This window comes from Nocardioides rubriscoriae (assembly GCF_008087085.1).
In the GTDB taxonomy this organism is placed as follows: domain Bacteria; phylum Actinomycetota; class Actinomycetes; order Propionibacteriales; family Nocardioidaceae; genus Nocardioides; species Nocardioides rubriscoriae.
Window position 1 is genome coordinate 315,362 of record NZ_VIYJ01000001.1, and the last position, 14,160, is coordinate 329,521.

12 protein-coding genes are annotated in these 14,160 nt (G+C 68.9%); 11 read left to right on the forward strand and 1 reads right to left on the reverse strand.

Annotation, left to right across the window (positions count from 1 at the left end; genetic code table 11):
- The first annotated feature begins 7 nt into the window (after positions 1-7).
- The 11 genes from manA (at position 8) to FZC61_RS01605 (ending at position 12,956) form a co-directional block, all read left to right on the forward strand.
- Positions 8-1,240, forward strand: a complete 1,233-nt coding sequence (gene manA, locus FZC61_RS01555; RefSeq protein WP_281289793.1) for a mannose-6-phosphate isomerase, class I — start codon at positions 8-10, stop codon at positions 1,238-1,240.
- 197 nt (positions 1,241-1,437) lie between these two features.
- A complete protein-coding gene (locus FZC61_RS01560) occupies positions 1,438-1,710 on the forward strand; it encodes a GlsB/YeaQ/YmgE family stress response membrane protein (protein ID WP_246142460.1) in 273 nt (90 codons plus the stop codon).
- Between the two features lie 44 nt (positions 1,711-1,754).
- Entirely contained in the window at positions 1,755-1,970 is a 216-nt protein-coding gene (locus FZC61_RS01565; protein WP_148611795.1) for a hypothetical protein, read from the forward strand.
- A gap of 95 nt (positions 1,971-2,065) precedes the next feature.
- Positions 2,066-4,417 carry a M1 family metallopeptidase gene (locus FZC61_RS23880; protein WP_148611797.1) on the forward strand — a complete coding sequence of 784 codons (2,352 nt, stop codon included), beginning with the start codon at positions 2,066-2,068 and terminating at the stop codon, positions 4,415-4,417.
- A 315-nt stretch (positions 4,418-4,732) separates the two neighbouring features.
- The gene (gene cysD, locus FZC61_RS01575) at positions 4,733-5,647 is read left to right on the forward strand and encodes a sulfate adenylyltransferase subunit CysD (RefSeq protein ID WP_148611799.1); all 915 of its coding nucleotides are present in this window, start codon (positions 4,733-4,735) and stop codon (positions 5,645-5,647) included.
- Positions 5,647-6,936: a sulfate adenylyltransferase subunit 1 gene (locus FZC61_RS01580; RefSeq protein ID WP_148611801.1), complete on the forward strand. Its 1,290-nt coding sequence runs from the start codon at positions 5,647-5,649 to the stop codon at positions 6,934-6,936. The genes cysD and FZC61_RS01580 overlap by 1 nt, the downstream gene beginning before the upstream one ends.
- A gap of 271 nt (positions 6,937-7,207) precedes the next feature.
- Entirely contained in the window at positions 7,208-8,374 is a 1,167-nt protein-coding gene (locus FZC61_RS01585; protein WP_148611803.1) for a nucleotide sugar dehydrogenase, read from the forward strand.
- Between the two features lie 55 nt (positions 8,375-8,429).
- Complete coding sequence (locus tag FZC61_RS01590) at positions 8,430-9,617, forward strand: glycosyltransferase family protein (protein ID WP_148611805.1); 1,188 nt, start codon at positions 8,430-8,432, stop codon at positions 9,615-9,617.
- On the forward strand, positions 9,614-10,849 hold the full coding sequence (locus FZC61_RS01595) for an oligosaccharide flippase family protein (RefSeq protein ID WP_148611808.1): 1,236 nt from the start codon (positions 9,614-9,616) through the stop codon (positions 10,847-10,849). Before FZC61_RS01590 ends, FZC61_RS01595 begins: the two co-directional genes overlap by 4 nt.
- A 53-nt stretch (positions 10,850-10,902) precedes the next feature.
- Complete coding sequence (locus FZC61_RS01600; protein WP_148611810.1) at positions 10,903-11,913, forward strand: glycosyltransferase; 1,011 nt, start codon at positions 10,903-10,905, stop codon at positions 11,911-11,913.
- Positions 11,910-12,956 carry a glycosyltransferase gene (locus FZC61_RS01605; RefSeq protein WP_148611812.1) on the forward strand — a complete coding sequence of 349 codons (1,047 nt, stop codon included), beginning with the start codon at positions 11,910-11,912 and terminating at the stop codon, positions 12,954-12,956. Before FZC61_RS01600 ends, FZC61_RS01605 begins: the two co-directional genes overlap by 4 nt.
- Here the strand turns inward: FZC61_RS01605 and FZC61_RS01610 are convergent.
- Entirely contained in the window at positions 12,934-13,986 is a 1,053-nt protein-coding gene (locus FZC61_RS01610; RefSeq protein WP_148611815.1) for a glycosyltransferase family 4 protein, read from the reverse strand. The two genes, FZC61_RS01605 and FZC61_RS01610, sit on opposite strands and share 23 nt — an antisense overlap.
- Positions 13,987-14,160 lie beyond the last annotated feature (174 nt).

Below are 14,160 nucleotides of genomic sequence, written 5' to 3' on the forward strand. Positions count from 1 at the left end.
GTTCGTGATGGACAACCCCGTGCGTGACTACGCGTGGGGGTCGCGCGACCAGCTGGCCCGCTTCCTGCAGCGCGTGCCGAGCGGACGCCCCGAGGCCGAGCTGTGGATCGGTGCCCACGACGGCGACCCGTCCGCGCTGCCCGACGGGCGCCGGCTCAACGACGTCATCGCCGCCGAGCCCGACCCGGTGCTCGGCAGCCGGGTCCGCGACGCCTTCGGCGAGCGGCTGCCCTACCTGATGAAGGTGCTCGCGGTCGACCAGCCGCTGTCGCTGCAGGTGCACCCCAGCAGCGAGCGCGCCCGCCTGGGTCACCGCCACGAGGACGGCGAGGGCATCCCCGTCGACGCCGGGCACCGCAACTACAAGGACCGCTGGCACAAGCCCGAGCTCGTCTTCGCCCTGAGCCGCTTCGAGGGCCTGGCCGGCTTCCGCGACGTGGCGACCTCGGCGGCGATGCTGCGCCTGCTCAAGGTGGGGTGGGCCGACAGGGTCGCCGACCGGCTCGAGCAGGGCCCGGCCCCCGAGGCGCTGCGCGCCGTCGTCACCGAGACCCTCGCGCTCGAGGGGCGCCCGCTGTCGCGGCTGCTGCGCGACGTCGGCGACGCCGCCCGCCACGCCGGCGCCCGCGCCGCCCGCGAGCAGGGCAAGCACCCCACGCATCGCCGGGGCCCGGCCGCGCTGCTGCCCGAGGCCGCGCGCACCTTCACCCGGGTCGGCGAGCTGGTCACCGCCTACCCCCGCGACCCGGGGGTGCTGGTCACCCTGCTGCTCAACAACGTGGTGCTCGCCCCGGGCGAGGCGATGTTCGTCAACGCCGGGGTGGTGCACGCCTATCTCGAGGGGCTGGGCGTGGAGATCATGGCGTCGTCCGACAACGTGCTGCGCGCGGGTCTGACCCCCAAGCACATGGACGTCCCCGAGCTGCTGCGCATCACCAGCTTCGCCCCGATCGCCCCACCGCGCTGGGACCCCGCCGAGCGCACCCGCGACTTCTGCCGCCTCGAGCCACCGGTCACCGAGTTCAGCCTGACCGTCGGCCGCACCCCCCTGCGCCGCGTCCCCCCCACGGGCCCGCGCACGATCCTGGTCCTCGAGGGCAGCGTCACCGTCGCCCTGCGCGACGCCTCGACGCCCCCGGTCACCGCCACCCGCGGCCAGTCGGTCTTCGTCACCCACGCCGACGGCCCGGTCGAGCTCACCGGCGACGCCCGCGTCGCCATCGGCTCCGTCCCCGTCTGACCACCCAACGACGCCGGTCGAGGTGCGAGGCCGCCCGCGGCCGAGCATCGAGACCCCCGCAGCACCAGACCAAGCGCAGCGCAGCCCCCTTTCGTCCACACGGGTGGGCACCCCACCGCCCCCGCGCGCGACAGTGGAGCATCGGGCACGCCGGTCTGCTCGTCGCACCACCCCCCCACCCAACGTCAGGAACCCCCATGTTCGCGATCCTCGGCTTCATCGTCTTCGGCCTCGTCGTGGGCGCGCTCGCGCGCCTCATCAAGCCCGGCCGCCAGAACCTCTCCATCGTCGCGACGCTCCTGCTCGGCCTCGTCGGCTCGGTCATCGGCGGCGTCGTCGCCAGTGCCCTGGGCACCGGCGACATCTTCGAGCTCAACGTCCTCGGCGCGGTCGTGGCCATCATCGCCGCCGTCCTGCTGATCGGCGTCGCGGAGGGCATGTCCGGTAAGTCGTCGCACGCCACCCGCTGACGTCAGGCCCGAGCCACCACCCCGCCCGGCCTATCCTCGTCAGGGTGCTCGACCGCCTGCTCCTCGCGACCGCCGTCGTGACCCACTTCCTGCTCGCGGCGGCGTTCGTGCTGACCGACGGCCCGGAGTCGAGCCCGGTCATCCTCACGCTGACCAACGAGCACGGGGTGCACGCCTCCGACCTGCCGATCATCGCGATCTGGCTGGTCGGCACCACCGCGCTCGCCGCGCTGTGGGTGCGCCGCGAGCACCGGGCGTAACCCAGTCGCAACAGCCGGTCCCCTACCCACGGCCGTGCTCGATCGTTGAGACTGGCGGACGGCGCCATCCCGGGGCCACCACGAGGAGGCCCCGCATGTCCCACCCCCGCGCCTGGACCGGTGCGGCCGTCGGCCTCGCCGTCGCGGCCGCCCTCCTCGCCCCGACGACCAGCCCGTCGGTCGCGGCGACGCCGGCCGTGGTCGGGGCCCAGACCAGCGGGGACAGCCTGTTCCCCGCCCAGGGCAACGGCGGCTACGACGTCAGCCACTACGACCTCGACCTCGCCTGGCAGACGTCGGGCGCGATCGCCGCGACCGCGCGGATCAGCGCATCGACGACCGGCGAGCCCCTGTCGCAGCTCTCCCTCGACCTCGAGGGCCTCACGGTCAGCAGGGTCACCGTCGACGGTGTCGACGCCGCCTTCAGCCGGATCAACCAGGACCCGGCGTTCAAGCTCGTCGTCACCCCGGCCACCCCGGTCAGCGGCGCGTTCGTCGTCGAGGTGACCTACGCCGGCACCCCGACCAGCCACACCGACCCCGACGGCTCGAGCGAGGGCTGGGTCGCCACCACCGGGCTGGCGAGCGGCGCCGTCGCGCTCAACGAGCCGGTCGGCGCGATGACGTGGTTCCCCAACAACAACACCCCGCGCGACAAGGCGACCTTCACCACCACGGTGACCGTGCCCTTCAGCACCCTGCCGGTCGCCGTCAACCGGGTGGCGGTCAGCAACGGCGTCCTCACCTCGACCGAGACCGGGGCGACCACCCGCACCTTCACGTGGGAGCAGCCGAAGCAGCAGGCGACCTACCTGGCGATGGTCGGCATCGGGCAGTACACCGTCTCGGAGTCCGACGTCGCGCTGACCTCCGGCACCACCCACGAGTGGTCCTACGCCGACCCGACCGCCGCCGGCAGCACCCAGTTCGCGACCTCGCGCGGCAAGCTGTCGGCGATCCTCAAGGGCCTGGAGAAGCACTACGGCCCCTACCCCGGCAGCAGCACCGGCCTCGTGCTCGACGTCTCCTCGCTCGGCTACGCCCTGGAGACCCAGGACCGGCCCTACTTCGAGAACTCCATCGACGAGCCGACCCTCTTCCACGAGCTGGCCCACCAGTGGTTCGGCGACGCAGTGTCGCCCGCCGACTGGGGCGACGTGTGGCTCAACGAGGGCCCCGCGACGTACCTCGAGACCCAGCTGGCCGCCGACCTCAACGGCTCGGCCTCGACCCAGGACACGTACTACGCCGACTGGAGCTCGTCGAACGCCGCGTTCTGGGCGACGCCGGCCGCCGGCTTCACCGACCCGGCCGACCTGTTCGGCAGCCAGGTCTACGCCCGCGGCGCGATCGCGCTGGAGGCGCTGCGCTCCTCGCTCGGCGACGCCGTCTTCACCGAGGTGATGCGCACGTGGATCGAGACCTACGGCGGCAGCAGCGCCACCACGGCCCAGTTCATCGCCCTGGCCGAGAGCGTGTCGGGCTACGACCTGACCGACTTCTTCCAGACCTGGGTCTACGGCACCACCAAGCCCGCGGCCTGGCCGGTCGCCTACGAGCTGTCGCTGGCCTCGAGCCCCGCCACCGGCGCCACGGTCGGCGGCGGCAGCGCCGTCTCCTACACGCTGCGCGCGGTCAACTCAGGCAAGGTCCCCACCGGCGCCTCGACCGTCGAGGTCGACGTCACCGACCTGGTTGCCCAGGGCACCCTCGGCGCCCTGCCCGCCGGCGTGACCCGCTCGGGCGACACCCTGGTCTGGGCCGTGCCCGCGACCGCCGTCGGGAGCACCGCGACGACGACCGTCACCGCCACGCTCGACCACCCCGTCGCCGGCCCCCTCGCCGTCGGCGCCCGCGGGCGCACGCTCGGCGCCGACTGCGGCGCGTGCGCCTCCACCCTCACCGTCAGCCTCACCGACGTCGCGTCGGCCACCCCGACCGTCGAGGGCGTGGCCCGGGTCGACCAGACCCTCACCGCCCTCCCCGGCGCCTGGGACCCCGACGCGACCCTCACCTACCAGTGGCGGCGCGCCGGCGCGCCGATCACCGGCGCGACCGAGGCGACGTACGCGCCCGTCGCGGGCGACGTCGACAAGGCGCTGACGGTCACCGTCACCGGCACCCGCACCGGCTACGCCGCCGCCAGTCGCACCAGCGCCCCCGTCACGGTGGCCCGTGGGGTGCAGGCCCGGCGGCCCCGGCCGTGGATCAGCGGGGTGACCCGGGTCGGGCGCACCCTGCGCGCCGTCGTCGGGGCCCACGACCCCGGGGTGACGGTCCGGGTCCAGTGGCTCGTCGACGGCAAGGTCGTGCGCGGTGCCACCGCGCGGACCTTCCAGCTACGGCGCCGCGACCGGGGCCTGCCGGTCCGGGTCGCGACCCGGGCCACCAAGCCCGGCTACGTGACCGTGGTCAAGGTCAGCACGTCGGTGCGCGTACGCCGCTGACGCGGGCCCCCTCGTCCGAGAGGCAATAGCGCTCCCAGGCGTCCGGATCGTCCGGCCACAGCCCGTTGCGCTCGCACCACAGCTCGAACGGCGTCGCCACCGAGCCCCCACCGTCACCGTTCCCGAGAACCATGGGACGCCCGTACCCACCCGACGCCGGTCCAGACCTGGCACGCGCCCGCGGAGTCTGGGAGGGTCCGCGTGAGCCCGCTAAGTGGTGTGAGCGTCTCGACAAACTGGTCGCTTCGCCTCCTCACCTGATCCGCGGCTACGATGCTCGTTGCTGTCCCCTGCGAGAGGCGCTGTTCCCTTCCCATGACCACCACGCACGCCGACTACCGGCTCAGCCAGCTCGACCAGCTGGAGGCGGAGTCGATCCACATCTTCCGTGAGGTCGCCGCCGAGTTCGAGAAGCCCGTCTTGATGTTCTCCGGCGGCAAGGACTCCATCGTCATGCTGCGGCTGGCCGAGAAGGCGTTCTACCCGGCCAAGATCCCGTTCCAGCTGCTGCAGATCGACACCGGGCTCGACTTTCCCGAGGTGCTCGAGACCCGCGACCGCTGGGTCAACCGCCTCGGCGTGCGCATCGTGGTCGCCAGCATCGACGACGCCATCGCCAACGGCGTGGTCGTCGACGACGGCAAGACCAGCCGCAACCGCATGCAGACCGCGACCCTGCTCAACGCCATCGAGGACAACGGCTTCACCGCCCTGTTCGGTGGCGGGCGGCGCGACGAGGAGAAGGCCCGCGCCAAGGAGCGCGTCTACTCCCACCGCGACGAGTTCGGGCAGTGGGACCCCAAGATGCAGCGCCCCGAGCTGTGGAGCCTCTACAACGGCCGCATCCACGCCGGCGAGCACATGCGGATCTTCCCGATCTCCAACTGGACCGAGCTCGACGTCTGGGACTACATCGGCCGCGAGGGCATCGAGATCCCCAGCATCTACTTCTCCCACCAGCGCCGCGTCTTCGTGCGTGACGGCATGCTGATGAGCGAGACCCCGCTCAACCCGACCCGCGACGGCGAGGTCGTCGAGGAGCGCACGGTCCGCTTCCGCACCTGCGGCGACATCACCCTCACCGGGTGCGTCGAGTCGACCGCGTCCACCATCGCCGAGATCATCGAAGAGGTCTCCGTCGCCACCCTCACCGAGCGTGGCGCGACCCGCGGCGACGACCGGTTCTCCGAGGCAGCCATGGAAGACCGCAAGAAGGAGGGCTACTTCTGATGGCCGACCAGACCACGCAGACCACGCAGCCCACCAACATGGACCTGCTCCGCTTCGCCACCGCCGGCTCCGTCGACGACGGCAAGTCCACCCTCATCGGGCGGCTGCTGCTCGACTCCAAGTCGATCTTCGCCGACCAGCTCGAGGCCGTCGAGGCCACCAGCGCGTCCAAGGGCTACGACTACACCGACCTCGCGCTGCTGACCGACGGTCTGCGCTCCGAGCGCGAGCAGGGCATCACCATCGACGTGGCCTACCGCTACTTCGCGACGCCCAACCGCAAGTTCATCATCGCCGACACCCCGGGCCACGTGCAGTACACCCGCAACATGGTCACCGGCGCCTCGACCGCCGACCTCGGCCTGGTGCTCGTCGACGCCCGTCAGGGCCTGACCGAGCAGTCGCGGCGCCACGCGGTGATCCTGTCGCTGCTGCGGGTGCCCCACCTGGTGCTCGCGGTCAACAAGATGGACCTCGTCGACTTCTCCGAGGAGGTCTACGAGAAGATCCACGCCGAGTTCACCCAGTTCGCGACCAAGCTCAACATCCCCGACCTCGAGGTCATCCCGATCTCGGCGCTGGCCGGCGACAACGTCGTCAACCGCTCCGAGAACATGTCGTGGTACTCCGGTCCCACGCTCATGCACCACCTCGAGCACGTCCACGTCGCCTCCGACCGCGACCTGGTCGACGTCCGCTTCCCGGTCCAGTACGTCGTGCGCCCCAAGTCCGACGAGCACCACGACTACCGGGGCTACGGCGGCATGGTCGCTGGCGGCATCCTCAAGCCCGGCGACGAGGTCGTCGTGCTGCCCTCGGGGATGACCTCCAAGATCGCCGGCATCGACCTGTTCGACCGCGAGATCACCGAGGCCTTCCCGCCGATGAGCGTCACCGTGCGCCTCGAGGACGACGTCGACGTCTCGCGCGGCGACATGATCGCCCGGGTCAAGAACGCACCCGTCCCCAGCCAGGACATCGACGCGATGGTCTGCTGGATGACCACCACCCCGCTCAAGCCGCGGCAGAAGCTGGCCATCAAGCACACCACCCGCACCGCCCGTGCCCTGGTCAAGGACATCCAGTACCGCCTCGACGTCAACACGCTGCACCGCGACCAGGAGACCAAGGAGCTCGGCGTCAACGAGATCGGCCGCGTCCAGCTGCGCACCACCGTGCCGCTGCTGTGCGACCCCTACTCGCAGAACCGCACCACCGGCTCCTTCATCCTCATCGACGAGGCCACCGGCATCACCGTCGGCGCCGGCATGATCAACTCCGCCAGCTGACCCAGCACGACGACGAGGGGCCCGGTCCACCAGGACCGGGCCCCTCGCACGTCCCCACGCGCTGGTCGACACCCCGCAACCCCACGCTGGTCGAGGAGCTCCCGCTAGGGAGCGTCACGAGACCCCACCCCCGCAACCACACGGAGGTCGAGGAGGTCGCCCGCGACCGTCACGAGACCCCACCCCCGCAGCCGCCCAACCCACCCCCCAGCACACGAGATATCCCCCACTCCCCCAGCACCTGCGCCAGATCCCACCTAGGCTTCCCCACATGAAGATCGTCGTCGTCGGCCTCGGATACGTCGGCCTGTCCAACGCGGTCGTGCTGGCCCAGCACCACGAAGTGGTCGCGGTCGACCTCGACCACGAGCGGGTCAGCCTCGTCAATAAGGGCGTCAGCCCGATCGAGGACACCGAGCTCGAGGACTACCTGGCCAACCGGCCGCTGCACCTGACGGCGACCACCGACGCGCAGGCGGCTTACCCCGGCGCCGACTTCGTCATCGTCGCCACCCCGACCGACTACGACGAGACCACCAACTACTTCGACACCTCCTCGGTCGAGAGCGTGATCGCCGCCGTGCTGGCCACCGAGCCGACCGCAGCGGTCGTGGTGAAGTCGACGGTGCCGGTGGGTTTCACCGAGCGGTTGCGGGCCGCCCACCCGGGCGCCTGCGTCATCTTCTCCCCCGAGTTCCTGCGCGAGGGTCGGGCGCTGCACGACAACCTGCACCCCAGCCGCATCGTGGTGGGTGACACCAGTCCGCGCGGGCGCCAGTTCGCGGCGCTGCTCGCCGAGGGCGCCCTCGACGACGACGTGCCACTGGTGATCACCGACCCCACCGAGGCCGAGGCGATCAAGCTGTTCGCCAACACCTACCTGGCGCTGCGCGTCGCCTACTTCAACGAGCTCGACACCTACGCGGCCACCCACGGTCTCGACTCGGCCCACATCATCCGCGGGGTCGGTCTCGACCCCCGGATCGGGACCCACTACAACAACCCGTCGTTCGGCTACGGCGGCTACTGCCTGCCCAAGGACACCAAGCAGCTGCAGGCCAACTACACCGACGTGCCGCAGAACCTGATCAGCGCCATCGTCGAGGCCAACAGCACCCGCAAGGACTTCATCGCCGCCGACATCCTGCGCCGCAACCCCACGACGGTCGGGATCTACCGGCTGATCATGAAGTCCGGGTCCGACAACTTCCGCGCCTCCAGCATCCAAGGCGTCATGAAGCGGCTGAAGGCCAAAGGCGTCGAGGTACTGATCTACGAACCCACCATGGACACCGAACTCTTCTTCAACTCCCAGGTGCTGGTCGACCTTGACGAGTTCAAGAAGCGCTCCGACGTCATCATCACCAACCGCAACACCGACGTGCTCGACGACGTGGCCGACCGGGTCTACACGCGCGACCTCTTTGGGCGCGACTGACAGTGACTGAGCTGTTCGCATTGCTGCCCGCATACTGTGACGGTGAGAGCCCTCGATGAGTCATGACGACGACACCCAACGACTGGAAGCACGGACCCGAGTAGTTGTACTCTCCACGGCGGACTTCGATCGCGAGGTCTGGACCAACAAGCAGTACATCGCCGTTGGGCTGGCCGAGTCCTTCGACGTCGTGTACGTCGACTCGCTGGGCCTACGTCGCCCAACACTCGGGCGGCGAGATCTCGCAAGGCTGTTGCTGAAAGTACGGCGCGCACTCGGGCTCGCCGGGGCGACCTCACGGTCAGGACCTCGGGTGCGGCCTCCCAACTTGGCAGTCGTCAGCCCGACCGTCCTGCCCTTCCACGGCAGCGCGATGGCGCGACGCATTAATGGCCGGCTGATGCGGCGGCTCGCTCGCCGACTGGCCCTTAATGATCGAGACGTCCTGTGGACATTCAGCCCGTTGACCTACGGCTGGGAGGACCACGTCGGTCGAACCGTGTATCAGTCTGTCGACCTGCTGCACCACTTGCCGCGGGTACCGACCGAGGCTTTGCTCGAGGCCGAGCGCACGCTCGCTCGCCGTGCTGATGCAGTCATCGTGAGCAGCTCGGTGATCGGCGATCATCTCCGCGCGTCGGCTGACGTCGAGGCGCGAGTGTGGACCAACGTCGCCGACACGGATCTCTACGCCTCGGCGATCGGTTGCGAGCCACGACAACCCCGCGCGATCTTCGCTGGTCACCTTGCTTCGTCGAAGTTTGATTTCGCCTGCCTGCGGGACTTGCTCGCGCATGACGTCGACGTGGTCATCGCCGGCGAGGTGGCGGCTGACGGCGACCCGATCGCTGAGAGAGACCTCGCCCTCCTGGACCATCCGAGAGTGAGCTATCTAGGTTTGTTGACGCCTCAGGAGCTCGCCCGCGAAGTGGCACGTTCCATGGTTGGGCTCATCCCCTACCTGCGGAACACGCACACAGCGGGCATCTTCCCGATGAAGGTCTACGAGTACCAGGCAGCAGGTCTCTCCATCCTGTCGACTCGCATGCCGAGCCTCGACGGCGTCGAAGTCCGTGGCCTCGAGCGGATGGAGCCGTCCGAGTTCGGTCGCACGGCTGTTCGCCTGATCTCGGAGTTCTCCGAGGATCACGCCCGTGAGTTGTCGGCCGCGTCTGCGCCTCACACGTGGTCCGCCCGGATGCAATCAGCGCGCGCCCTCGTCGACGAGTTGTGCACGGCATGAGCGCCAGCACCTCACAGGCCTCTCGGATACGCAGCCTTCTCGCTTACGGCTCGGCTCCGGCGCTAGGGCTCATCTCGGCCCCTCTGCTGGCACGCGCCCTGGGACCCAACGGTCGCGGCGAGTTCGCCTCCGTGCTGCAACCGATGACGGTGGTCACCGGCTTGGCGTGCATGGGTGTCCCGACGGCGATGACGTACTTCGCAAGTTCGGGCTCGCAAGCGTCGGGCACGCTACGGCGATCACTCCTCCTGGTCACGGCGCCCGGTGTCGTGACCTACATCGTGATGGTCTTCGTCGCCGGCCACTTGAGCACACAGACCGGGGTTCCACTCGCGGTCTATCTAGTCGCGTGGCTACTGATCCCGCTGGGCGCCTACGTGCAGGTACTGCGCGGCTATTGGCAGGCGAAGGCCGCTTGGGGGTTGCTGGACCTGGAGCGTGTCCTGTCAGGAGTGTTCCGGGTCCTGGCGATCGCTATCCCGGCAGCCCTGGTTGTGACCTCCGCCACCTGGTACTCACTGGGTGCGGTCCTCGCCGTGCTGCTGGCGAGCTCTATCCTGATTCGCAGACGCGAACGTGATGATGAGGGCGAGCCAGCAAGCTGGGCAAGCCTGTCTCGCTACGCCGTCTACGCGTGGCCGATGTCTGTTGCCCTCTTCGTTGGTTCGCGACTCGACCAGGCATTGATGCCGGCGGCGTCGTCGGTGGAGCAGCTCGGCCTGTACGCCGTCGCGGCGACCGTCGCTGAGGTCCCGCTGATTGTGACTACGCTCATCGGTCGCGAAGCCCTGCCGTTGGCCGCTGCTGGTAAGACCACGTGGGAGATCGTCGCTGATGGCAGGCTCTACTGGTTCGCCCTACTCGGCATGTGCCTAGTGGTGGTCGTGTCGGCACCTTGGTTGGTGCCCTTGGCGTTCGGTTCGGCCTTCCAGCCCTCCGTTGCTGCGGTGCAGATCCTCCTGGTGGGAAGCATCGGCACTGCGGCTGTCGTGTTCCAGTCAGCGGTCCTCGCGGGTCGCGCTCGACCGCGCTCGTCGGCCATCTCGCCGCTGGTAGCAGTGCTCATCACGCTGATCGGCTTCACTGCCATGTGGGGCAGGGTGTCCTCCACCGACGCCGCGCTGATTTCCGCGGTGGCTCAGATCGCTGCATCCGTGGCTGGGGCGCTCGTCTTGCTGAGGACCAATCCACGTCGGATCGCGCCGGCCAAGAGCGAGGTTGGGATTCGATGAGCGGGCACACTCCTGCGAGGGTCGACCTTTTCGAGCCCGGCGGACGAGGTGGGGTGTTCCAGCACACGGTGGCGGTCGCGCAGGCGCTCGAATCCCGCGGGGTGCGTGCTCGGGTGCACACAGCGACTGACCACGAGCTGGCCGACGTCGACCTCGACTTCTGCCGGTGCTTCGACTGGCACCGTGACACTGCACGCGGACGCTCGCTGCGGATTCTTCTAGGCTATTTCGGGCGTACCGTGCCGCACCTGCTACGCACCTCAGGCAGGACACTCTGGGTGCAGGGCGGTTTCAAGCCACCACTGTTCCTCGCGCTCATCGTCGCTGCGCGCCTGACGTGTCGACGGGTCCTCTTCTCTCCGCACAACTTGTTCGAACGCGGTGGGCGACGACTCTCCCAGCGCGCACTCGACCTCTGCACACAAGCCGCCACCTGCGTCGTCGTCTACAACGGGGTTGATGCGGAAACGCTGAGGTCAGCGGGCCGCCCGTGCAAGCAGGTCGAGCTGGTCATGTACGCGCCCACGATCGACGAGTCAACGATGACCTACTGGCGCAAGATGACAATAGAGCGGAATCTCCGAGTCTGCGCGGTGGGCCAGCTACGACCCGACAAAAACCTGGGCATGCTCGTCCGTGCAGCCGAGGCTGCAGGAGTGGGACTGGTCCTCGCCGGCGAAGACCTCGGAGTCGTCGACTCTCTGCGAGAGCAGATCGCCCGAAGCCCCCGGTCCAACGTGCTGCTGCACACCGGATATCTCGACCTGCCGGGTATGGCAGCGATCGTAGCCAGCGTAGGCGCTGTCGCACTGCCTTACTCGGTGGCGAGCCAGTCAGCGGTCGCTGTAATGGCGAAGTCCTACGGAGCCACGGTGCTGGCGTCCGGCGCTGGTGGTCTTGCCGAGCAGGCCGACGTGGTCGTTCCAGACCTCGAAGAGCGCAGCTGGGCCGCCGCGCTTGAGCGCCTCGCGTCGGCACCCCGGAAGGAAGTTCCGCGGACACCAGTCCCTCCCGCACCGGAAGTCCTCGACTCACTTGAGCGCTTGGTCTTGGAGCGACGATGAGTCGCCGGCTGCTCGCCCTGTGCGTCACCGACGTGATGAGCGGCGGTGAGCGCTACCTCGTGCGCCTGGTCGAAGAACTCGCGGCCGACGGATGGGATACGACGATCGCGACGCGGCCAGGGCCGCTCGCGGACGACCTGGCGCAGCGACCAGGGATCCGGTCGGTGACAACGCAACTGGGGCCGAAGCTCGGTCGGAGCACGGCGGTCGCGAACCTCGGCACCTGGCGCCAACAAAGGGAGATCTTCGACCGCCTCATCACGTCTGAGAAGCCGGACGTCGTCCTACTGCAGTACAAGCTCGAGCAGTTGCTGTGGGGCGGACGGCGGCTCGGACCGCGATTCGTACTGCTCGAGCATGGCCCCGTCCCCGGTCCAATCCTCAAGCTTCCAGTCGTCCGGCGCGCTTACAGGCGAAGCGCACGGCTTGCCGACGCGACGTTTGCCGCCTCGACGGTGGCCGCGCGTGACCTGCGAACCGCGGGAGCCGAGCCGTGCCTGCTGCCAGCAGGCGTCGACGCGCCGCGGAACGTCGTCGCAGCGCCGGGTCGCAGGCGTGGCCTCTATGCGGGCCGTTTGGAAACGAACAAGGGGGTTCTCGAGGCCATCGACCTGGTGTTGCGCAGTCCGGGGTTCTCCCTCACAGTCGCTGGCACCGGCACGTTGAGCGACCGGGTGGCCGAGTTAGCACGCCTGCATCCGGAGTCCCTAAACTACGTCGGCTACTCAGACGACGTCGTCGGCCTCATCAACACCGTCGACTTCGGGATACTCCTCTCCTCGGACCCGGGCGAAGGACGCCCGCTCTTCGCTCTCGAGTGCCTGGCGAGCAACAGGCCGGTCATCGGATCGAGCGCTACGGAGGCGCTGCAGTCGCTCTGGACGGAGTTCGGGGAGGAGCGGATCAGGCTGGTGGACGCGCAGTCGTTGCGCGACGTTGTCCTGCGGGAAGAGTGGATACGTCCCGTCTCCGTCACCATCCCTGGATGGGACGAGACCGCAAAGGTCTTCGCGCGCCGGGTCAGCGAGCAGCGCTCGCAATAACCTCCGCGTAGAGGCGCACGCACTCCTGCGCAGCTCCCCCCCAGGTGAGGGTAGCCAGCCGCCGGTGGTCGATGGGGGGAGGGTCGCTCAGGGCGGTTTGGAGGACCTCTCGTAACGAGTCGACGTCGTCAGCAGTGAACGTCGGCATCCCCGTGATCGTGGCCAGCTCGCCGAAGGCAGGGATGTCGGACAGCACGCACGGCGTTCCGAGGGTCATGGACTCGATGGCCGACAAGCCGAGCAGTTCCGGGCGGCGCAACCGCTTACCGTTCATAACAGACCGTGTGGGTGACACGCTGATCCGTGACCCGGCGAGCACCGCGGCTACATCGGAGTCAGCGGGCGATGAGACGAACTTGACGTCCTTACCACTTGCGAGCCGCCGCAGTGAGTCGATGTAGTCGTGGTCCATGGCGGAGCCAGCGACGACGCATCGGGCGCTGTCCGGCAGGGCCCGGAGGAGCAGGTCGGGACCCTTGTGCGGTATCAGGCGCCCCACGAAGGCGACGTCCCAGTCGCCATGGTTTGGTCGGGAGGTTGGGTCAACCGATCGCAGGATGTGGTCCCCACCCCCGTAGATCACGCGGAACGGCTTCGCCAACGGCCAACCGAGATCAAGGGCGCTCACGTGGCTGATGGCGGCCAACCCATCGATCATCCGCAAACGCTGCGCGCCCAGGACGCGCCCGATCGACCGCCATCCCCCGCCCAGGTCGCTGAGCACAACGGGCGTACCTGTGCGCAGGCTCGAGGCCAAGACTAGATCTGCGACGTGGGAGTCGAGCTGGAAGAGATGCACGACGGAAGCACCCGCGACCAGCCGGCGCAGTTCTCGCGCATCGAGCCGCTCGTCGTCACCCGAATCATCCGCATGCTTCATCAATCCGCGGTAACCGATTCCAGACACCACGGTAACCTCGATGCCCGGCTGCGACCGCATGGCAGCGACGAACTCCGAGACGTAGCGCTCCCCGCCGCCCGACGAGCCGGGCTCGAACAGCTTGGGTGCGCAGATGAGAACCCTAATCACCGCGAAGCACCTTCCACCTGGCTCATTGCGACGGAACTCCAAGAAGTCACAGTGAGGCAATTCAGCCTCGCGCGGCGGTCGCTCAACATGTGCCTACTGTGTCAGGACCGACGTCCCGCTCGATCCTCAGGGGTGGCTCTCTCGACTCAGCTGAGGCATCAGTCTCCCTGGGGC